Below are 22,271 nucleotides of genomic sequence, written 5' to 3'. Positions count from 1 at the left end.
CAAAAATAAGGAATTCTTTAAGGCAACTGCTTCCCAAAAGACTTTAAGATAGCAAGATAACGAGAACATTGGAGTATATATGAGTATTTACAGTACCAACACCCACGGTGAGAGAAATGATGGAAGAATGAAGATTTCTTCTAAAGGTAAACAGAATTTGGAAGCGACAGCTCCTCCTGAATTTAAAGGACCAGAAGGAGAGTGGTCTCCTGAAGATTTATTTTCAGCAAGTATTTCAAGTTGCTACCTCTTAAGCTTTAAGGCCCTGGCCCAGGCGCGAAAAATGGATTGGGATAGCCTCGATGTAAAAGCAGATGCCAAGCTCGAAAGAAAAGATGGGAAGCTTACATTCACAACAGTTGAAATTCAACCACACCTTGTTGTTCGCGGTAAGGAAAATGTAGATGATTACTTAAAGTTATTGGAAGAAACTCAGCACAAATGCTTGGTAACTAATTCAATGAATTGTAAATTTACTTTAAATCCAAAAATCAAAGTAGCTTAACCTCGCAGTATCGATAAGTGGGGAATATTCCCCACTTATAGGATGTCTAAATCTTGAACGGCCATGTAAATAAAGCCATTTAGCCTAAGTAGGTTATTGAAATATGGTTAAATGCAAAAAAATTAACAAGGCCAAAATATGAATAAATTATTTAATAAGTTCCTAGCAGTCACCTTGCTGGCAAGCGGAGTGTTTGCCTCCAATCTCGAATTAACTCTTTCAAATGAAATTAAAGTTTTAAATGCGGAATATGGAAATGTTAAAAACTATCCAATCGTTATTTTTGATAAGAGTGAAGTCGTACCAATTCTTAAGGGTCATTCTGAGGAGCAACAAATTAAGCTTCTTAGCGAATATATGATTCAAAAGTTTGGTATTGAACTGGAAAGAAATGAGGCCATCAATCTCATCCCATATTTTGGCGTATTAAATGGCTCTGCTTCAGCTCTACCTTTTATGAAAGGAGGATGGAGTAGGGAATTTAAATTTTGTGCAGTTCTTCCAAATGGAATAATTAATGATTTGCCAAGTGAAGTGAGAAGATCTCTTGGGCATGATGACAGAGTTGATGTTTATAAAGACTTTGACTTCTCAAAAATTGAGCGACTATTCTCCCTTGAAGAACTATATTATTTTTCTCTCTATCATGAGCTTTCACATTGCTTAGATGATATTTATCTTCCAATAAATTATCAATCGCCTCCAAGTGGACATGGTGTCCATGAGTCTGAGTCCTTTGCTGAGGTTAATGCATTATTTCTTTTGGCCCAAAAGAAAGGATTAAAGCGAATTGGAATGAATAGAGCACTTTTGAGAAAAACATATAGTCAGTATATGGGGCCTTACTTGGCAAGTGATAAGGTGAGTCCTTTTGCTGGTGAAATAGTAAAACAGGGAGGTGGAGTTTATCTGCTTTCACCTGCGTTAATAGCTGCGCAAAGAGAGATTGAAAATTATAATAAAAATGTTTTGAAATATGATCTTAATGAGACTCTGAAGTTATCGGCAACGATTGTAGGACATCACTCAATTAATTCACGTAGCTTTCGTGCTCTCGTAAAGTACTTTGAGGATGGAAAAGAAGACACATTTAAATATTATAAAGGTCTTGCAGATCGTGATCCTGACTTATTCTTAGCTACTTATTATGATTTAATCTATCTCACATCAATTCTTGAAAACTAATACAAATAATTAAGATAAGTACAGCTTTATGATAAAGCTGTACTTTTGAATTTAATAAATGAAATGGGTAGCTATTTTGTTGTTTGGTATCGCTCTTTAATTTCTTCAATTAAGGCGGTATTACTTTGCATCGGTGAAATTTTGTAGGCGGACTTACGAATTCGCTCATCCATTTGTGACTCAATAGATTCTAGAACTATTTCTAGCAAATCTTTCTTTAGTTGTTCTTCATTTTCTTTCTTGAAAATATTTGGAAGTATTTTTTCACCAATATACTGGCGAACTAGTGCTAATTCACCGTGTTCTTCGTATAGTCCGCGGTTATCATACTTTGTATTTTGGTCTTCAAAAGATCTCAGTTTCGTTAGCTGGTAGGCATCGTCTGTCATTTCATCATAATAAAGCGCATTGAAAATTGCATTGCGATTATTTGTTACAAGCACGGCCACTAAATCAGCAAATAACTCATTATAAGAAGAAGAAAGGTGGTATTTTTCAAGTTCACTATGATTTTTAATTCTCTCTTCAATGACTTCAATTTGCTTTGTATAGTATTGGACAACATTTCGAGGATTCCCCTCAGCATATGCCTTATGGCGATTCACTTTGAAGCGAGATAGTCTTTCTGCTAGTGCCTTTAGTTTAGGATAAAACTTTTTTCCAATTCTTTCGCCAAAGATTGCGTGAGAATACTCGTGATATAAAATTGCATCAGTACCAATACTATAAGAATTAAAGACTTGTCCCCATTGGTTAGTAAAGGTTAGATGAAGTGGGATACGAATTGTTTCTCCTATATCAAATGAGGCTCCATTATCGCGGGAGAGAAGTTCTATATTTACGACAGGAGAGTCTTCTCTAAGTTTTGCGACTTTAGCTATAGCATTATTGGCCCACTCTACATCTGAACAGTTGATGGAGTCCGATTTTTTCACCTTAAATGCAGAAGATATATAAGTGAAGTCACTTTCGCATTTCAACTCTTCTTGTATTTGGTGAAAGTCTAGTAGCTTTGACTTAATATCAATTGCAAAGACATTAAGGGTTAATAGAGGTGCAATGATTATAGGTGTAATTTTCTTCATATTTATGAATAACACGCTAAATTCAGCTTCTTATCCCAATTGAAAGATTTCCCTGGCCGACTAAATGTCGAACAAAATAATCATTTGTTTAATGTAGTCTAAGTGTCTGTTTTTATGAGAATAACAAGCCTGTAAATTTTTACAGTACAATCTTTTTTCTCGAATCTCTTGTATAAATGTAGTAAAGACTAATTGTTTATGTATTGAAATTTAAAGGATTAACTATTGGAAACCCTAATCAATTCCTTTGGGGAATTTAAGTCTCGTGTTGAAGAGAGAAATTATCTTCAAACGTCTTGGCCCAAGGATAGAACATACACGTTATTGTCGTATTTAGTTTGCTGTATTCTGCTGTTATTTGCAGGAATTCTTGCGGACTATCAACGTATCTATACTTTTGGATCAGCAAATATTCTCACATTCTTTAGGGCCTTACTTGTTGTATACGGATTAGGGTTCTTCATCGCTTTTAGAAAGAGTGATTATAATGACAAAATTGAAGTACACTTATTCTTTATAAAATTAGCTTCTGTAGTGATTGTCGCTTTAATGACTTTTATGATTATGGGGACAAGTACCACACTTCTTGCTGGTATTATGATTATGACAACCTCTTTCTATGTTATGCTACCGGGAAGATTAAATGGTATTATTATTAATTGTGTAATTCTCTTTGCTTTATTTGTCATCGTACCTATTTTAAATGAATCAGTTGATTTAAATAAACATTTCTACAAAATCTTTATTCTTCTTTCTCTTAATATCGTTCTCTTCGCATTTCGCTCTATGTTTAATAGAGCTTGGAGATTATTTTATATTTCGAATCGTCGTCTTGAAGAACTTAATAAAACAAAAGATGATGTAATCTCAACAATTGCTCATGATTTGAAAAGTCCATTACAAGTTATTCTTTCTTCAGCATCTCTTGTTTCTAAAAGAAATGAAGAGTTATCTGTTGAGAGAATTAAGCTCTATCAAGATCGTATTATTAAGTCGGCCAAAAAGACAGACGCGCTACTTAAAGATTTACTGGCATGGGCACTCACAAGTAATGAGAGTCTGGGATATAGTCCGAAAGAGTTAAATATAAAAGATACAATTACAAGTGCTGTCGAATTTGCTTATGAATTGGCCCAGACCAAGGATCTTGTAATCGAGGTTGATTTAGAAGATTATATCTTTGATCACGATAGTAATATGATTGAAACTTGTGTGCGCAATATTATCTCAAATGCAATTAAGTTCTCTCCTGAGGGAAAGAGGATTGTTGTTAAGGGTGCAGTTAAAGATGGTTATGCTATCGAGATTTGTGACGAAGGAGAAGGGGTTCCTGATATTGTTATTGATGGAATTCAAAGTGGCCAAACATTTCATGTAAAGACTGGAACAAAAGGTGAGAAAGGTACAGGCGTAGGTTTAAAACTTGTTCATTCTTTTCTTAAAAAGCATGGCGCAGCTCTCTTTATCGAAAATATGCCAAATAGTGGCTCACGCGTGACTTTAAAATTTCCAATGATATAATAAGTACTTTATTATTTAGTTGAATTTTAAGGTGTGGCATGAGTTTTTGGCAAAAAATATCTCCAGAAAAGGCCATTAAATTATTAAATTATTGGCCTCCTTACCTTGGTGCAGGAATTAAAGTTCTATCAATCAACGATGAACGCACGAAGATCAGTGTTCAAATGAAACAAACATTTCTTAATACTAATTATGTTGGAGTTCACTTCGGCGGAAGCTTATACTCTATGTGTGATCCATTCTATATGCTCTTACTAAGTTTTCACCTTGGTAAAGATCATATTATTTGGGATAAAGCTGCTGAAATCGAATTCTTAAGTCCAGGCAAAGATATCGTCAAGGCCGAGTTCGAGATAAAGATGGAAGAAGTGAACAGGATTAAGCAAGAGGCAAGCGAAGCCAGAAAGATTCTTCCTGTTTTTGAAACTTTTATTTACGACAAAGATAATAAGAAAGTGGCCAGAGTAAAGAAAACACTCTACGTACGACGAAAGAGAAATGATTGAAAATAGTTGTTCATTATGAAAATAGCAATTGCCGGGGCCAATGGATTTATTGGTAGGAATCTCATTCAAAAGATTAAGGATAAGCATCTCGTAAGGGCCTTAGGCCGTAGTGAAGTTTATTCTGATGATAAAGTTGAATTCTCTAAGACGGATCTATTCTCTTATCATAGTACAAAAGAAGCTTTAAAAGATATCGATATCGCCATTTATCTCGTTCATTCAATGCTGCCTTCTTCAAGGTTATTTCAAGGAAGCTTTCGAGATACAGATCTGCTCTTGGCAGATAATTTTGCAAAGGCATGCCTACATAATAATGTGAAACATATTATCTATCTCGGTGGTTTAGTACCTACGGGTGAGAGTAGTGAACATCTTAAAAGTCGTCTTGAAGTTGAAGAAGTTTTCAAGTCGACAGGAATTCCCTATACGCTCTTACGAGCAGGTATGATCGTTGGCGATGGTGGCTCATCATTTGAAATTCTAAAAAATCTTGTGATTAATTTACCTGCTATGATTTTACCAAAGTGGACTAAGAGTCGCACCCAAGTGGTATTTATCGATGACTTATTAAGAGTTATCACTCAGCTTATTGGCGATGACAGATTTTATAATCGTATTATAAATATTGTTAATGGTGAAGATGTAACCTATGAACAATTAATTCGAAAAACTTCAAAGCGTTTCAGAAAATTCTGTCCAATGATTCCTGTACCGATTAATTACTTAAAATTATCTAAGTGGTGGGTTAGTGTTTTTGGTGAATCAGAAATTGAATTAGTTTCTCCATTGGTTGATAGTTTAAAATGTCATCTACCTAAAGTTGAAATTGACAGTGACATCGATAATTTAATAAAGATTCGAACATATGATCAAATGCTTGATCTAGTAAGAATTGAAAAGACAAAGAGAAAACCTCGTGTAGCACGACGTAAAGAAGAGAGGACTGTTCGTTCAATTCAACGTCTTGATAATCCTAGTCACCTTGAAATGAAAGAGTTAGCAAGTACCTATATAAAGTGGCTTCCGCGTTTTATTAGATTCATTATCTATGTTCACGAAGATAGGGGAAATATTACTTTTAATATTATTTGCATTAGGGCCCCATTGTTAACACTTAAATACATTGAGAATAAATCTAATTTAAGAAGGGCCAAGTTTCATATTATTGGGGGATTGTTAAGTGCATCTACTAATACAGGATGGCTTGAATTTAGAAGTGTGGCCAATGGTAAGTTTACGCTTGTCTCAATCAATGATTTCCGACCGTCTCTTCCTTGGTATATTTATTGTTACACACAAGCTCCTATTCATCTTATTGTTATGAAGTCCTTTAGTTCTCATTTGAAGCATTTAAAAATATCTTAAGTTTATCCGACTCCTTTACAGTGATAAAATTGGCTCATCTATAAGAGAAGATACACACGAAACTTAAAGGAGATTACCATGATTAGACGTTCGATTGTCCCACGAAAAAACTCAGTATTTAATTCTGATTTCTTCGGTAGTGCTAATTTTGACAATGAGTTTAGAGATATCATCTCTGGCCTTGAAGATATTTGGCAAGGTCGAGGAAATGGAAATTCTAATGCCTTTGGAGAGATGAAGGAAACTGAAAGTGCTTACTTACTCAGCATTGATATGCCTGGGGTAAAAAAAGAAGACCTGAATATTCAAGTCGATGATGGCCTAGTTACTATTGAAGCCGAACGTAAGACACTATTCGAAGATGGTGGTGGAGAGACTCGTCGTATTTCGCGCAGTTTAACTGTTCCTCATTTCATTAATCGAAGTGAAGTTCAGGCGCAACTTCAAGACGGAATTCTTTATCTCGCTCTACCAAAAAGTGCTGAGAAAAAGGCGCATAAAATTGAAGTTTCCGATGCGACAGAAAATTTTGTTAAGCTATTTGCTGATGAAAAAGAGAAATCATCTCATTAAAAAAAACTGAAAGTGCTAGGCATTGTTGCCTGGCACTTCTTTATCTAGTAAGTAGACAAAAATAGGGTGTTTAGATGTTATATGTACTTCACCGTAGGCTTTATTCGAAAGAGTAAGGCAACTAAGAGTTTTTACTCCTTTATCGCCATTGAGGGGATAATCACAAGCACCACTTATTGTTATTTCTTGTTCTTCAAGACTAAGAATTGAAAAAATACCTTCATGTGTAAAAGAGAAGTTACCGCTTGAGTTTGCGATAATTTTCTTTTCAAAATGACACCTTGTTTGGTGTTTTCTTTCTTTTAGAAAGTGGTGGATCGAGCCTAAAGTCACCATTTGATGATCTAGTCTTCCTCCTAAAAATCCAAAGAGCTTTATTTCGGTAATATTATCAGGGATAAGAGTTAATGCGTAAGTTAGATCTGAAAAGTCTTTGTTTTCATCCAACGTTATATCAAGATTATCGCTAGTTGTATTTGAATCATTATCACCAACTGAAAGGTAAGGATGATCGTCACTTGGCCTATGATTTAGGCCACCATCAACGTAAATGATTGGAGAATTAATAATATAGGGCAATGTTAGGGCCATTGGTCCAATAATTACTAATTTATTCGTTTTTGCTAATTCTTCATTAAACTCTGTAAGATTCATGATCACTTGTTCTTGATTATTTTTCTATAGAGATTATAACCTATCAATGATTAAAATATCCTCTAAAAAGAATGCCGATAATTCACTACGTCCACTGAGGTTTGATTTACTATAGATATTAGTGCAGTGTTGCTTAATTGTTTTCTCTGATGTGGATCTAATATCAGCAATCTCTTTTATTGTTAGGCCTTTTAACAATAAAAGTGAGATGTCTTTCTCTGATTTTGTTAATGCCCATTCATTTAATTGATCATTAATTTTTTCAGAGAGACCGCGTGAAAGATCTTGAGTTTTTCGTTTATAACTTTCTAGGTCAGATTTTAACTTTGTAACGTCTGAATTAATTCTTAAGTTTTCTTTTTTTGTAAATAGCCACTTGAACCATAGAACACCAGTTCCGATGAGACCTATGAACATTATGATGCCTTCTTCGATAACGTGCTCATATGTCGAGCCATCACTGATGTCCTCATAAATATCAAAAATAAGAAAAAGAGAGATAAAGAGGAAGAGTAATCCAGTAATTAGGCGTTCACGTTTATTAAGCATAGTTCTAGGACCTTAGTCGTATAAATATTGTATCTATCTGATAATACACATTTTATTTGGAATTAGGACTTTCGTCCAGTTACAAAATTTAAGGTTTTGAACGATTCTTTCTCTACGAAAGGAGGAACAAATGACTCGTATTGTTCACATGGAAACTTATAAACCAGATTACACTTACAAAACAGAAGAGATCATTGAAGCTGCCCAACGCCTGTGGCTGAAGAATGTTGATGAAATGACAAAACGTAAGGCCCTGAAAATATTTAAGGGCTCCAAAATAGATCAGCGTAGTGCGGTTGTCGATCTTGAGACTGTATTTTCAGACATAAGTTTTGAAGAGAAGAATAATATCTATAAAGCCAAAATGGTTGAGTACGGTAAGAGGTTATTGAAACGAACTTTTGAAAGATCTAATATTGATCCAAGTGAAGTTGACTATATCATCACAACTAGTTGCACAGGCTTCATGATTCCTTCAGTTGATGCTTATCTCGTCAATGAATTTGGTTTACGAAAAGATGTCGTTCGTTTGCCAGTAACAGAGATGGGATGCGCAGGAGGAACGTCGGCATTAATTTATGCAGATGAATTCTTAAAGGCCAATCCAGATAAAACAGCACTTGTTTTAACAATGGAAATACCAAGTATCACTTTCCAACTTAATGATCTTGATGCTGCCAATCTTGTTTCAACAGCAATTTTCTCTGACGGTTTTGCTTGTGCTGTTTTAAAAGGTGGCGAAGGTAAAGGTGCTCATATTATCGATACAGATATGTATAACTTTTCTCATGGTGAATACCTGATGGGATTTGAGCTAATTAACTCAGGACTTAAAATTGTTTTAGATAAAGATGTACCAAGTGCAATTGAAGGAAATTTTGAAAATATTTTCTTACCGTTTTTAGAGCGCAATGGCCTAAAGATTGAAGATATAGATAATTATATGTTTCACCCAGGAGGTAAGAAGATCATTCAAATGGTTGAAGACTATATTGGTGATTATGACAAAGATATTTCAGAGTCTAAGTGGGTTCTTGAGAATTGTGGGAATATGTCATCTGCGACAATTCTTCATATCTTTGACAAGGTTACAAGAGAAAGAGTTATTGAAAGTGGGCAGCGTGGTTATATGCTAGCATTCGGCCCTGGCTTTATGGCCCAAAGTATTCTTTTAGAGTGGAGGTCATAATAAAAGCGATCTTTAGGTCTCTATTTATTATCCTATTTCTAGGGGTCTTCGTTGGAATGTTGTTTTATACAAAGGATTTAAAACAAAAGAATCCGGAATCAATCTTCTTAACAGATAAGGGGATAGAACAGTTTAAGGCATTTCAGCAAGATTACCCAGAAGTAGATTCACTAGTCGTTTATACAAATGAAGTGGCGAGTCTTGAAGCGTATTCAAGTCTCGAAAACTTCGGTAAAGAGCTTGAGAAGATATGTCGTGATGAATGCTACTTTGTTTATCCTCATAATCTTGTTAAAGATCGCCATGAATTAGAAATTGAATTACAAAAGGGGACACTTGCAAAAGCAGAACTCATTTCAGCAAATCGCATGGGGCTGCTTATTTTTAATAATGGTGAAAAAAACCAACTAAAAGAAGTTATCAAAAGAGTGGAAGATGAAAATCGTTTCTTCTGTGCTGGCCATGAGTATACAAATTATCATCTAGATAAATCTTCAGCTCTTGTTCAAGAAAGACTTTTTCCGATTTTATTTATATTTTCATTCTTGCTTTTATTTGTATTTATTAAAAACTTCCTCACGACAATTGTACTTTTTATCCCATGTCTCTTTAGTGCACTTTTTGGCCTTAGTGCTATTAAGTATTTTTTTGGCACTATGAATATGGTGACATCAATTGTACCGCTGATGACATTTGTGATTATCCTTTCTCTTGGACAACACATTTATTTCTCTGCCAGAAAGGAAGGTTCTTTATCTAAGGCCCTAAAGCATAAAATTCGCCCAATAGCACTTATGCTTATTACAACTTTCATAGGCTTTCTTTCATTATATGTGAGTGAGATTTATGTTATCCGCATCTTTGGACTACTAAGTAGCATCATGATTTTATTGAGCTCTTTGCTTTCAATTATTTGGTTACTTAGTGTTGAAGGCTTATTAAAGCTCAATGAAGCTAAGGGAGTCATTCTAAAAAAATATCCACGAAAAAGTTTTTCGGCCCTCTCTTTCATGATCATTAGTTTTTTTTCAATTCTCTTAGGAGTTTGGGGTGGTAAAAATGTTGCAATCGTAACTGATGCAACTAAGTATTTCCCAAGGGAGACTAATATTGCAAAGAGTTTTAATGACATCGCTGTTTTAGCAGGAGGTGTACCTCTTTTAGAGATTGGTATGGGAGATCTATCATATGAGGAGTTAATAAAGCTTACACAAGTTGAAGATGAGTTAGGGGCAGTTCATGGTGTAAGAGTATTATCTCGAAACCTTGTTGTTAGAAAAATAAATGAAGCGTATAGTGGAAGTTATTCTCTACCGGATAATCAATTCGCCTATGCTGCGCTATGTTCAAAAGCTGCTGAAGGTATCAGGGAAGCTTACCCAATAGACTCACAATATAAAATTACATTACTTGGAACTCCTTTAAATGTTGATCAATATGAAATTTTATTAAATAAAGTAAAGGGGATTATAGGCGATAGAAGCTTTCGCCTCGATGGCCTATACTATAATTTAATGATTTCTCAAAAAGCAATGGTTCATACTCTTTCAAAGAGCTTTTTGTTAAGTTTGGTTATCATGGCCCTCATTGCTGTTATTTTTTTAAAACAGATAAAGCTTTTTGCCATTTTTATTCTAGTCAATACAATGCCACTTGGTTTGTCGCTAGGTTTTTTGAATATCATGGGGATGTCGTTAAATATTGCAACTGTTATGACTTATAGTGTGGGGCTCGGGATTGTCGTAGACAGTACTTTTCATCTACTACATTTCTTTGACCAAAAACAAGGTGACTTTAGCATTTATGTTGAAACAATCGTTAAGCCTATTCTAACGAGTTCGCTTACTCTTATTATCGCATTCTTATTATTTGGAATTTATGACTTTCTTCCTATTAGAGAGTTTGGGGTGAATTTATCTTTCATCTTGTTTTGTGGAATGATTTTCGATCTCTTTGTTCTGCCAACACTTTACTTAGGTAATGCGTCTCTAAGAGAGATTGTTGAGGAGTGGAAATGAATATTTATGATGTACTTATCATTGGTGGTGGTCCCGCAGGGGCATTACTTGGACACTTAATGGCTCAAAAGAATTCAAAAGTACTGATTCTTGAAAGAAATAAAGAGGTTGGCCGTAAAGTGTGTGGAGAATATCTTTGTCCTCAAGGAGTAAAGCTTCTTGATGAACTTAATTTACAATCAGTTTATGATGGCTTCTTACCTCTTAATGGGATGATGATACATACGCCAAAAGGCCGTCGTGTTAATAGCACATTCCCTACAAGTGAGGGAGGAAGGAGAAATTTTGGTGTCAGTGTTAATCGAAAAATTCTTGATCAGAGACTGGCCAAGCTAGCAAGTGAAAGTGGTGCAGACTTACGATTTGGTCAAAGTGTTGTGAGTTTTGAGTATTTAGGAACATATTGGAGAGTCGAAACAGCTGATAAAGAAGTTTATTATTCTCGTCTTCTTGTCGGTGCAGATGGACGAAACTCAATCGTTGCACGTCAATTGAAGCTTCAGTTACCCAATTCTAAAAAACGTATTGCTCTTCATGCTTGGCTCAATACTGACAAAGTTCCTATTCGAAAAGGACAGATGTTTATTTTTGAAAGAGGAAGCTATATTGGTGTCGATCCTATCTCGAATACTGAACTAAACCTCTCTCTTGTTTGTGGTGCCGATGAGATTAAACAATATGGAAGTGCTCGCAATACCTTCAAGTATTATCTTGAAAGAATTCAAGATGAGTTAGGGGTTACATTAGAAGAAGGTAGTAAGATACATACAAGTTTTCCAATTGAGCATAATGTAAAAGATGTCATTGGAAATAATGTTGCCCTAATTGGAGATGCCGCGGGTTTTATTGATCCAATAACAGGAGAAGGTATCTTTAATGCTTTATTAACAGCGAAGATGTTATTTGAAAGTATTAATATTTCAAAAATCTGTTTTGATTATAACTCTTCCTTACAAGTTTATAGGCACAAAAAAGAAAAATACTTTCGTGAGAAATCATTTCTTAATACTGGTTTCCAGTGGTTGATTCGCCGTTCATGGCTAATTGAAATTGTTGCTAAATTTTTAAATCACAGTAAAGAAAGAAGAGATACCTTTATTGGAATCATTGGAAATATTCACACTCCATTAAAAGGTCTTTTAAAGATTATTATTTCATGAGGTTAATATGAAACTGTATAAAGTTATTTTTATTTTTATTCTTCTACAAGTAAGTACAATTGCAGCATCAAAGCTATCACTAAAATATGATAACTTTGAGCAAGCCGCTAATGCTCAGAATCGTATTATATTTAACATGTCTTCGACAAAAGCAGGCCTTATTACTACAGATTTTCAAGGTGTCGTTAAAGGTGCAAAGATAACATATACGAAAGACGGCATGGGGAGTTACAAAGATATTTCGATTCAAATTGATGCCAAGAAATTAGATACAGATAATGAGTCTCGTAACGAAAAAATGTATGAGAAGTGTCTTGAGGTAGAAAAAAACCCACATATTAATGTTCATATCCCTGGGCCAATTAGACTGGGTGAGTTAAATAAGGGAACTATTGAGGTTCGAAATAAGAAACATTCTATCGATATTTTCATCGAAAGATTGGCCAGCGCAGACGGTCAAATGTCTTTGGTTGGCAAGGCCGTTCTATCACTGAAAAAGCTCGAAATCCCGGATCCATCGATATGGATCGCAACTGTGCATGATGATATTGAGGTTAATTTTTACTTAATTCTATAGTGTGATTTCAGCGCTTTATGAAGATTTATTGCTAAATCGATAAATTTTATCAATACATTTTAGCGATAAAATGTTAATTATAAAGTTGTGAACTGGGCCAGGGCATTAATTTTAACATTCACGTTTTTCCTATCAATCTTTCCAAGCTTAGCGATGGATAAGTACGAGATACTTATACTGCACTCTTACTCTCGAGATAGTATTTGGACAGATCTTATTGATCAGTCGATTAAGAAAAACCTTCATAGTGAAAGCAATCACTTAGATGTTTATACCGAGTATATGGACTCTAAGCGATTCTACGGGCGAGACTATGGTGAGAGGCTCTATAATCTATTCTCAATAAAGTACTCTGATCGAAATATTAAATTAATTATTACTTCAGATGACAATGCGTTTGCCTTTGCCATGAAGTATCGAGACAAACTTTTTCAAAATAGTCAGATTATTTTTACCGGTGTTAACGGCTACAGTGATGAATTTAAACAGAAATATCGACTCGAAAAAAATTACACCGGACTCGTTGAGAGTTTCAAAATTGATAAAATGCTCGAGCTTTCTCAAAGCCTGCATCCAAAAGCTAAAAAATTCTATGTAATTAATACGATTCATACACCATCAGGTAAGTATTTAAAGAAAGAATTTCAAAAATCAATTTCCAAGTTAGGACTCGCAGATAAAGTTGAATACCTAGAGGATATATCAGCAGATAGCCTTTATAAGAAAGTTGAAAATTTAGAAAAAGGATCGTTTGCTCTTTATGGCGGTTTTTCTCGTGATCGTGATGGAAATTTTTTAGACTTTGAAAAAAACCTTCGTGAGTTAGCAAGGCGCTCAAACGTGCCAATTTATGGTTTCTTGAAATACTATTTGCCTTACGGCCTGACTGGTGGATATTTTACAAGTGGTGAGCTCTACGGGAAGAAAGCAGCTTTAATTGCTAATCAGATTATTGCTGGTGAAGACATTAATTCGATTGCTATAGTTGAGGATGTCGAGGCACCAGCTATTTTTGATTACGCTAAAATTGTTAAATTTGGTCTTGATTTCCATAAGCTACCAGTTAATTCACAAATTATAAATCGTAATAATAAATTGCTGCGCTTCTATGAAGAGTATACTTTCGAGTTTTGGTTTATTCTTTTTTCTTTTGCGTGTTTATTTATTAGTTTAGTTGTTCTTGCTTATCATTTTGAGCAACAAAAGAAGCATAAGAAAGAAGTTCTTCGAATCAATGAACAATTAGAGGATAGAGTTGAAAAAAGAACAAGACAGTTAATTGAGCAGCAGTCGAAACTTATCAATTCTGCAAAGCTTGCTTCGATTGGAGAGATGGCAAGTGGGATCGCTCATGAAATTAATAACCCACTAACAATCATTGATTTAAGTGCTTATCGAATTATTCAATTGTCAGATAATGAAGTTGTCTTAAAGTCGGCAGAAAAAATCAAACTAACTGTTGATCGTATTTCAAAAATTATTAAAGGACTCAAGCAACTGGCCAAAGAGGATGCTAGTCTAACTAGTGAACTCGTGAATATTAAGGTTGCTATTGAAGATGTCATTTCAATTTGTCAGGCAAGATTTAGAGAGAACGAAATTCACTTTAAGATTGATGTCGACGAGAACCTAAAGGTTCATGGGGCACCAGTACAGATTTCACAAGTGGTTTTGAACCTTCTCAATAATTCTTTTGATGAATTAGTTCAGGGAGATAGTGAGCGCTGGATCAAGCTCGAAGGAAAAAAAGAAAAGGATATCGTTGAAATTTCAGTGACAGATTCTGGAAAAGGCATTTCTGAAGAGATATTTGAAAGAATCATGGAGCCATTCTTTACTACTAAGGTTGATCAAAGAGGTACTGGACTAGGTCTAAGTATTTGTAAGAATATAATTGAGCATCATAAAGGCCGTATCTTCGTGGATAGGTCGAGCCCTAACACCCGTTTCGTTATTCAGCTACCAACTGCCTAAATAACTGATTACAATACGAAGATTAAGTGATATTTATTTAGAATGATTTTACTTAAGGCTGTCTATCGACTAATTTTCATTTTATTTATTCTTATTTCTTCACTTACTAGTGCGGCAGGTTCTTATGATATTCTTATGCTCCACTCATATGAAAAAGGGAATATTTGGACGGAAGAAATTGATAGCTCCTTTCGTTTTCACTTACAGAGTCGTCATAAATATTCAATGAATTTTTATACAGAGTATATGGATTCTAAAAGATTTTTTGGACGCGATTATGATGAAGCCTTAGCAGAACTCTACGCGACAAAATTTAGCTCTCATAAAATTGATTTAATTGTAACAACTGATGATTATGCCTTTGATTTTGCAATCAAGTATCGAAGAGAGATTTTCAATGATGCTCCCATAATTTTTAGTGGTGTAAATGGCTATGATAAGTTTAAGCGTGATATCTACCGAACTGAAAAGAACTTTACTGGAGTTGTTGAAACATTTGATGTGATACCTACAGTTAAGGGTGCTCTGAAAATTAATCCAACTGCCACTAAGATATATGTGATAAATACGCAGTTTTCTCCCTCTGGTCGTTATCTTAAAAAACAATTTGAAAGCTCGTTTGAAAAAATGCAGCTAAAGCAAAAAGTTATCTATATTGAAAATTACAATATGGAAGAAATCTATGAAATGGCCAAGCATTTTGAAGATGATTCAATTGTTCTCTTTGGGGTTTATGCTAGAGATCGTGATGGAAAGTACTTTAAATTCGATGAAAATATTAGGACTCTTAGCAAGTACTCTAAGCAACCAATCTATGGTTTTCTAAAGTTCCTACTTAATAAAGGGATAGTTGGGGGAAATCTCTCTGATGGTAGGGCCTATGGCCGAGAAATCGCTCGTATGGCCGATGAGTACATCTATGGAGAAAAGAAAATTTCAGAAATTCCTATCATAACTCATTCTATTAATGATCTTGTTTTTGATCTGGATCAATTAAAGAGATATAAGATTAATATCAATAAATTGCCGGAAAACTCTAAGATCATTAGTTACTCGTCTAGCTTTTTCCAATTCTATCACGAGTATAAATCAGAGCTTCTCGTTGTTTTTGCTTGTTTTGTTTGTCTTTGTATTTTCTTTTTTATTTTACTTTATTTCTTCGAAAAACAGCGCAGTTATAAGGATTCGCTTATTAAAGTGAATGAGAAACTGGAAAGAAATGTCCATGACCGAACTGTACAGCTTGTTCAGCAGCAATCTCAAATTATTAACTCGGCAAGACTGGCATCGATTGGTGAGATGGCAAGTGGTATTGCTCATGAAATTAATAATCCTCTCACGATTATTGATTTAAGTGCTAATCGAATTTATCAAAGAACCGGTCTCGAAAGTATCAAGAAAAATGCTGGGCGTATTTCAAGCACGGCATTTAGGATTTCAAAGATCATCAAAGGCCTAAAGCATCTCGCAAAAGATGGAGACAAGTCACGATTTGAAGACTTCCACCTTATTGAAGCAGTTGAGGATGTAACATCACTTTGTTATGAGAAATTTAAAGAAAATGATATTGAATTCAACATTAATGTAGATGAATCGATTATTATCAATGGCTCTGTCGTGCAGGTCGCACAGGTACTTCTAAATCTCATTAATAATTCATTTGATGAACTTATTAAAGTAAATGGTGAAAGACGAATTAATCTTAAGGCAGTACCAATTAGAAATTATGATAAGGACTATGTTGAAGTTTCGATTACAGATACAGGTCGAGGTATCCCTGATGATATAAAAGCTAAAATAATGGAGCCTTTCTTTACAACAAAGAAGAAGAATAGGGGAACGGGATTAGGTCTTAGTATTTCAAAAAGTAATATCGAAAAACATGGAGGGGAGTTTTACCTTGATGAAGACTCTTTTTTAACTCGTTTTGTGTTCACTCTTCCACTTAAAAGAGCGTAGTGGCACATTAGTGCCACCGATTATTAGTTAGCTCGTCTATCAAAAATTAGTCTAACACGCTCTCCGTCGCAGACTTCAGTTTTTTCATCAAGAATATCTACGGCTATATAGCGAATACCTCTTTTTGATGCTTCATAAGCTGATGATTGAAGCTTGCTCTTTAGTAGCTCTTCATTTGCGACACATTCACTTGCATCCCCATCTGTCATTGATTTTGTATAATCAAGCTCTAATGTTCTTGTCTCTCTAGCACGATTAAAGAAGAGGCCGAAGTTACAAGTCTGACCTGATGTCGTTACCCAAGATGACTCAATTGAGAAAACATTTAGGTCACTATCTGCCGTTAAAAGATCAAAGTTAATTCCTGTATCTGAAAAAAGTTTTGGAGTCGTTGTATATTCAACTTTATAACGACTAATGAATTTTCCACAATCATAACCAGTACCTTTTACAAGGTAAGTAGTGCCTGTTGGTAGTGGCCATATTTGAGCAATGGCCGGACTCGATAGAAGTGTTACTAATAGAATTAGTTTCTTCATTACAAACTCCTAAGAAATTTAATGAGATCGTTACGATCTTTCTTTGTTAACTTTATAAAATTATTCTTTGCTTGCTTGGCCTCTCCACCATGCCAGAGTATGGCCTCTTGTAAATTACGTGCTCGTCCATCATGAAGATAGCGAGTATGACCATTGACTGTTTTTACAAGGCCAAGTCCCCAGAGTGGCGGAGTACGCCATTCTCTTGTCGTGGCCTTAGCTTCAAATTGATATGAACGAGTATCATCGGCCAATTCATCACCCATGTCGTGTAGTAGCATATCTGTATATGGGTAGATTTTTTGATTATTTAATACTTCAAATTTCGAATTTGTACCTGTTGTAAACTCAGGTCTGTGGCATGCTTGACAATTTATTTGATGAAAAACTTTTTTACCATTTAATACACTCGGACTATTGAAATCTCTTCTTACTGGGACAGAAATTAATTGCGTATAAAGTGTAACTTTATCTAAAAGTTCATTAGAGATATCTTGCTGTGTTTGTTTCTCTAGGCAGTCAATTTGGACAAGACTACACTCCTCAGTTGGAAAGAGGGAACTTGTTATACCGAGATCACCATTGAAAGCTGCAGCATTTTGTTCTAGCAGGTTTGGACGTGAAGCTTTCCAGCCAAAGCGTCCAAGAGTTTGTCTTTGTTCAACTATTGAAAAGACATAATTTGCACGGCCTGAAATACCGTCATTATCTAAGTCCTCGGGATCAGCTCCTGCAAGGATATCTTCTTCATTTATATTCTCAAGAAGTCCAAGTCCAATCATTTGTGGAGCGACTCTCGGTGAGACAATTGTGTTGTTGCCTAATTTTCCATAAGCTAGTTTTCTAAAGATGTAATTTGGTTTTTTAAGTTCATAGGCTTGGCCATCAGCAAATTTGCCCTTTATGGTTTCAAACTTAGCGAAGACTTCACCTTCGCCTTTAACACCTTCAATACTGTGAGGTTGAAATTGATCTCCATATTTTGAATGTGGAGTGGTTTCTCCATTAGCACCAATTTTTTTTAAGCGAAAGAGAAGAGAGATATCAGTTTTTCCGTCAACATCTGGAAGGCCTCGTCCACGTCCATCAAGTAGGTGGCATGCTGTACAAGATGTTGCATTAAAAATTGGACCAAGGCCATCTCTTAATGGAGTAGATGAAGGTGAGGTAACCCAAGCTCCTTTAAAAAAGCTATTACCTACTTGAAACTGACGCCTTAACATTCCACGTGTCCCACTCATAGGGTGTGAGAAAGCATTAACTGAGAGGTCCAGTGTAGTCCCGGCACCGGCCGGGAACTTATCACTGGAGTAAGTATTGAGACTAAATACGCACAAAAATGTAAGAAGGAGAGCTCTTACCATTGTACTGGCGTCTCAAGTTCTTCAGAAATTTCTACAAGCTCAATTGCAAGTTGTTCCATCTCTTCGATAGAAGCTAGGATTTCTGGTCTTGCATTCTCGTCAAGGATTGCTTGATCAAATGGTACAGGAAGACCAGCTAGCATTTTATTGATCTTTGCAACTCTGTTATCAATTGTAGTTGCAAGAACAGTGTTGTCTGTTAGTGCTAGGATTCCTGTTGCTTTAAGTACATTTGCAATACCCCAGAAATTCCACTGGATATCCATATGAGTCATATCTGAGAAACATGAGTGCTCATCTTCTTGGCCTTGAGTTTCCCAAGCTACGAACATTCTTTCACCTGAAAGCTCATCACCAGACATGAAGATCATTCCTGAAAGAATATTATTAAGAGATTCTTTTTGATCTTTTGCTACAAATTCAGCTCTATAGTTAGCTTTATTTGGTGCCCAAGCATCAACAAGTGTTTGAAGGTGATCTATTAAAAGATCTGTTGCTGTTGAAAGGTATACAGCTCGTCTTTGTGCGTTCTTTCCAAGACCGATTACATAGTCTGTATGAGGTCTGTCACCAGCACCATCAATAGATAGATCTTGTCCCCATAATAGGAATTCGATTGCGTGGTAACCAGTTGAGATATTCTTTTCACCGTTAAGCTCGTTAAGTGATGAAAGAAGTTCTTTATTAATTACTGGGTAATCAGCAATATTATTTACGATACCTGCATTAGGAGCACCTTCAACATAGTCGATATATGCTTCATCAAGTGGCCATGCATTTAGTAATCCTTCTGGTCCTTCATCGCTATCGATAGGGCCATTGTAGAATCTAAAAACTTCTGATTGGCCATATGGAGCTCTTGCTTGTCTCCAAGACTCTCTCGCCATCTCTAGAGTCATTACCCCAGGGTTAGAGATGAAGAATTCGACGTCTTCCTGAAGTACAATCGCCTTATCAAGAGACTCTGAGTAAGTTTTATAAACAAGATTTGAATAGCCTTCAATTACTGACTGCGCAGTTGTTGCAGCAGTGGCATTCATACCTAAGCCTAATGAAATCAATAAGATAGATCTTTTTAACATATTATATCCTTTGTTAGTAAGATTGGTTGCTTGTTTGAACTATGGTTTGATACATCAAACTAAAGTTAATATCAACGATTAAGTTCATTTTTTATAGGAATAGACTTTATTTACTTAGGGTGATTTAATTTTTCCTATGTATTTCACTAGATTTCTCATACTTATACTTATTTCATTTAATGTATTCTCCTTACCAATTGGTCATGAAGCAGGATTTCTTGGAAATACAACTGCACGTCCTGGTGACATAGGCGCGGCCTTGGTATTTCCATCGGCCACGGCCTACCTCAAACACGATGAGATTAAAATTTATTTTGGCCTCATGTACGCTAGACAAGATATTGATGTAGAGGGAACAGCTGGTAGCGATTTTGAGAGTCAGTTCATTCCTTATTTCACAGGTTTTGCAGGGGACTTCTTTGGCATAACATTCACGAATTTTGTTACCTATAGTGGAACAAATAATGGAACGATCAATTTTAGTACGAATGAATTTAAAGGAAGTGCAGATATTCAGGCCGAAGAAACGGTGCTTGGAATTAGCGCAGCAAAGAAGCTAAATGATAAATTCGCCGTCGGTTTTTCTGGTAGTCTTGATATTCAGTCTTCAAAAACATTTGCTACTTTCTATGGGAATATTGCTGGTAGGGAATATCTTGAAACAGTAAATGATCGAACAAAGTATATTATTATTAACACTCTTTTAAGTGCATCTTATATCGAAAGGAAGCACTTTTTGAGTGCTTCGGTTCTCTTTCCTGGGATCAAATATTCTTCATCAAGTACTCAGGAGAGCTTTTCTCGTGTTGATGCAGATCCGGCCGTATTTAATAGAGTTGTAAGTAAACCGAGTTATAAGAGTAATACGGGATTAAATATTGGCTACAGTTACTTATCATCAGATAGTTGGTCGCCTTCATTTGAAATATTCTATGATATTTCTAAAGATATTATTTCTTTTGATCCGAACCAAGAGCAAAATCGAAATAACTTTTCAGATGATATATGGCTTAAATTTGGATTGAGTACTCCTGAATATACGATGTCTAAATTTTACAAAGGAACAACTTACTCATTTTTATTTGGCCTTCAATACCGTGAGATAGAGAATCGTGTTACGGAAGACTTACCGAGCAGTATCTCTCGAACGTATGAAGCTTCGCTTGGATTTAAGCTTTCCAATCGAAAAGCTAGCCCAATTTTTGGCCTTTACTACCAGAAACAAGACAGTACTTCTGATAATAGTGTGGTAGGGCTCATGTACTCTTCTAATTACAATATTTTTGACTAATTTATGTAGACTTGGATCTATATTGTGGTGTAATAAGTCTCGTTCTATTTAGGCTTTCTCTGGAGAATTATTATGAGCACAATGGCCCAATTTTTTAGCAACAACTATCGTCACTTTAATGCCGCTTCACTTGTTGATGCATCAAAGGCATATGTTGATCATTTAAAGAGTGGGAAGAAGATGATGATCACTCTTGCTGGTGCCATGAGTACGGCCGAACTTGGGGTTTCTCTTGCTGAAATGATCCGCCAAGATAAAGTCCAAATTATCTCTTGTACTGGTGCAAACCTTGAAGAAGATATCATGAACTTAATCGCATATAACCACTACAAGCGTATTCCAAACTACAGAGACCTAAGTCCTGAAGAGGAAGAAGAGCTACTTGCTCAAGGTTTCAACCGCGTAACAGATACATGTATTCCAGAAGAGACTGCATTTAGAAAGTTACAAAAATATCTTTTTGAAGAGTGGTCAAACGCTGCTAAAGCAGGGGAGAGACTTTTTCCTCACGAGTTCCTATATCGAATTCTTCGTCGTGAAGACTTTGCGAAAGAGTTTGAAACAGATGTTGCAAATTCTTGGGTTATGGCCGCTTGTGAAAAGAACCTTCCAATTATCGTTCCAGGTTGGGAAGATTCAACGACAGCAAATATTTTTGCTTCATACTGCTTAACAGGAGAGCTTGAGCCTTCTCTTGTTAAGAATGGTATCGAATATATGATGTTCCTTGCTAAGTGGTATCCTGAAAACTGTGGAGATGGTGGTATTGGTTTCTTCCAAATTGGTGGCGGGATCGCGGGAGACTTCCCAATTTGTGTTGTTCCAATGCTTAACCAAGATATGGAAGATGATGTTCCTCTATGGTCATACTTCTGCCAGATCTCTGATTCGACTACAAGTTATGGTTCGTACTCAGGTGCTGTTCCAAATGAAAAAATCACTTGGGGGAAACTATCTTCAAAGACTCCAAGGTTCATTATCGAATCTGATGCGACAATCGTTGCACCACTTGTTTTCCATTACGTATTGGAAAACTAAGATCATTGCTCTAAGATAGATGGGCATGAGAATACAATTTTTATACAAATTTGGGGCATTCTTTTTAGGATGCCTTTTTTGTTTCCTCTTACATTCACAACTAGGCTGGTCTCCAGTCTTGGCCTCCGCTTCTGTAG

General features: G+C 35.6%; 20 protein-coding genes. 14 read left to right on the top strand and 6 right to left on the bottom strand.

Annotation, left to right across the window (positions count from 1 at the left end; all coding sequences use genetic code 11):
* Positions 1 to 79 precede the first annotated feature (79 nt).
* Positions 80 to 505, top strand: a complete 426-nt coding sequence (locus tag ACMAYS_RS10375) for an OsmC family protein (RefSeq protein WP_412463228.1) — start codon at positions 80 to 82, stop codon at positions 503 to 505.
* Between the two features lie 138 nt (positions 506 to 643).
* Positions 644 to 1,690, top strand: a complete 1,047-nt coding sequence (locus ACMAYS_RS10370) for a hypothetical protein (protein WP_412463227.1) — start codon at positions 644 to 646, stop codon at positions 1,688 to 1,690.
* Between the two features lie 71 nt (positions 1,691 to 1,761).
* Here ACMAYS_RS10370 and ACMAYS_RS10365 read toward each other — a convergent pair whose 3' ends face one another.
* Positions 1,762 to 2,775: a hypothetical protein gene (locus ACMAYS_RS10365; RefSeq protein WP_412463226.1), complete on the bottom strand. Its 1,014-nt coding sequence runs from the start codon at positions 2,773 to 2,775 to the stop codon at positions 1,762 to 1,764.
* Between the two features lie 225 nt (positions 2,776 to 3,000).
* Here ACMAYS_RS10365 and ACMAYS_RS10360 point away from each other — a divergent pair, with 225 nt between their 5' ends.
* The 4 genes from ACMAYS_RS10360 (at position 3,001) to ACMAYS_RS10345 (ending at position 6,740) form a co-directional block, all read left to right on the top strand.
* Entirely contained in the window at positions 3,001 to 4,296 is a 1,296-nt protein-coding gene (locus ACMAYS_RS10360; protein ID WP_412463225.1) for a sensor histidine kinase, read from the top strand.
* Positions 4,297 to 4,334: 38 nt separating this feature from the next.
* Positions 4,335 to 4,802, top strand: coding sequence for a DUF4442 domain-containing protein (locus ACMAYS_RS10355; RefSeq protein WP_412463224.1), 468 nt, complete (start codon positions 4,335 to 4,337; stop codon positions 4,800 to 4,802).
* Between the two features lie 15 nt (positions 4,803 to 4,817).
* A complete protein-coding gene (locus tag ACMAYS_RS10350) occupies positions 4,818 to 6,167 on the top strand; it encodes an NAD(P)H-binding protein (RefSeq protein WP_392992674.1) in 1,350 nt (449 codons plus the stop codon).
* 78 nt (positions 6,168 to 6,245) lie between these two features.
* Positions 6,246 to 6,740, top strand: coding sequence for an Hsp20/alpha crystallin family protein (locus tag ACMAYS_RS10345; protein ID WP_103218189.1), 495 nt, complete (start codon positions 6,246 to 6,248; stop codon positions 6,738 to 6,740).
* 15 nt (positions 6,741 to 6,755) lie between these two features.
* Here ACMAYS_RS10345 and ACMAYS_RS10340 read toward each other — a convergent pair whose 3' ends face one another.
* Both ACMAYS_RS10340 and ACMAYS_RS10335 read right to left on the bottom strand, forming a co-directional pair.
* Positions 6,756 to 7,394, bottom strand: a complete 639-nt coding sequence (locus ACMAYS_RS10340) for a hypothetical protein (RefSeq protein ID WP_392992671.1) — start codon at positions 7,392 to 7,394, stop codon at positions 6,756 to 6,758.
* A 33-nt stretch (positions 7,395 to 7,427) separates the two neighbouring features.
* Positions 7,428 to 7,943 (bottom strand): helix-turn-helix transcriptional regulator, encoded by a 516-nt coding sequence (locus ACMAYS_RS10335; protein WP_412463223.1) that lies wholly within the window; start codon positions 7,941 to 7,943, stop codon positions 7,428 to 7,430.
* A gap of 130 nt (positions 7,944 to 8,073) precedes the next feature.
* Between ACMAYS_RS10335 and ACMAYS_RS10330 the strand changes: the two genes are divergently transcribed.
* From ACMAYS_RS10330 to ACMAYS_RS10305, 6 genes are all read left to right on the top strand, one after another.
* Entirely contained in the window at positions 8,074 to 9,132 is a 1,059-nt protein-coding gene (locus ACMAYS_RS10330) for a type III polyketide synthase (protein ID WP_412463222.1), read from the top strand.
* Between the two features lie 56 nt (positions 9,133 to 9,188).
* The gene (locus ACMAYS_RS10325; protein ID WP_412463221.1) at positions 9,189 to 11,150 is read left to right on the top strand and encodes a hypothetical protein; all 1,962 of its coding nucleotides are present in this window, start codon (positions 9,189 to 9,191) and stop codon (positions 11,148 to 11,150) included.
* A complete protein-coding gene (locus tag ACMAYS_RS10320; RefSeq protein WP_412463220.1) occupies positions 11,147 to 12,310 on the top strand; it encodes an NAD(P)/FAD-dependent oxidoreductase in 1,164 nt (387 codons plus the stop codon). The genes ACMAYS_RS10325 and ACMAYS_RS10320 overlap by 4 nt, the downstream gene beginning before the upstream one ends.
* Before the next feature lie 7 nt (positions 12,311 to 12,317).
* Positions 12,318 to 12,887: a YceI family protein gene (locus ACMAYS_RS10315; protein WP_412463219.1), complete on the top strand. Its 570-nt coding sequence runs from the start codon at positions 12,318 to 12,320 to the stop codon at positions 12,885 to 12,887.
* Positions 12,888 to 13,040: 153 nt separating this feature from the next.
* The gene (locus tag ACMAYS_RS10310) at positions 13,041 to 14,861 is read left to right on the top strand and encodes an ATP-binding protein (RefSeq protein ID WP_412463218.1); all 1,821 of its coding nucleotides are present in this window, start codon (positions 13,041 to 13,043) and stop codon (positions 14,859 to 14,861) included.
* Positions 14,862 to 14,903: 42 nt separating this feature from the next.
* On the top strand, positions 14,904 to 16,820 hold the full coding sequence (locus tag ACMAYS_RS10305; protein WP_412463217.1) for an ATP-binding protein: 1,917 nt from the start codon (positions 14,904 to 14,906) through the stop codon (positions 16,818 to 16,820).
* A 23-nt stretch (positions 16,821 to 16,843) separates the two neighbouring features.
* On the opposite strand, the gene ACMAYS_RS10300 is transcribed toward ACMAYS_RS10305, so the two are convergent.
* From ACMAYS_RS10300 to ACMAYS_RS10290, 3 genes are read right to left on the bottom strand one after another with little or no spacing between them, the layout of a single operon-like run.
* Complete coding sequence (locus tag ACMAYS_RS10300) at positions 16,844 to 17,359, bottom strand: hypothetical protein (RefSeq protein WP_412463216.1); 516 nt, start codon at positions 17,357 to 17,359, stop codon at positions 16,844 to 16,846.
* A complete protein-coding gene (locus ACMAYS_RS10295) occupies positions 17,359 to 18,723 on the bottom strand; it encodes a di-heme oxidoredictase family protein (protein WP_103218179.1) in 1,365 nt (454 codons plus the stop codon). Before ACMAYS_RS10295 ends, ACMAYS_RS10300 begins: the two co-directional genes overlap by 1 nt.
* Positions 18,717 to 19,805 carry an imelysin family protein gene (locus ACMAYS_RS10290; protein WP_412463215.1) on the bottom strand — a complete coding sequence of 363 codons (1,089 nt, stop codon included), beginning with the start codon at positions 19,803 to 19,805 and terminating at the stop codon, positions 18,717 to 18,719. Before ACMAYS_RS10290 ends, ACMAYS_RS10295 begins: the two co-directional genes overlap by 7 nt.
* Positions 19,806 to 19,941: 136 nt before the next feature.
* On the opposite strand from ACMAYS_RS10290, the gene ACMAYS_RS10285 reads away from it, so the two are divergent.
* Positions 19,942 to 21,096, top strand: coding sequence for a hypothetical protein (locus tag ACMAYS_RS10285; protein ID WP_412463214.1), 1,155 nt, complete (start codon positions 19,942 to 19,944; stop codon positions 21,094 to 21,096).
* Between the two features lie 72 nt (positions 21,097 to 21,168).
* Positions 21,169 to 22,134, top strand: a complete 966-nt coding sequence (locus tag ACMAYS_RS10280; RefSeq protein WP_103218176.1) for a deoxyhypusine synthase family protein — start codon at positions 21,169 to 21,171, stop codon at positions 22,132 to 22,134.
* The last annotated feature ends 137 nt before the right edge of the window (positions 22,135 to 22,271 follow it).

Source organism: Halobacteriovorax sp. RT-2-6 (assembly GCF_047085025.1).
Lineage (GTDB): Bacteria > Bdellovibrionota > Bacteriovoracia > Bacteriovoracales > Bacteriovoracaceae > Halobacteriovorax_A.
The sequence above is the reverse complement of the archived record's forward strand: the minus strand, read 5'-3'. Positions and strand labels throughout refer to the sequence as shown.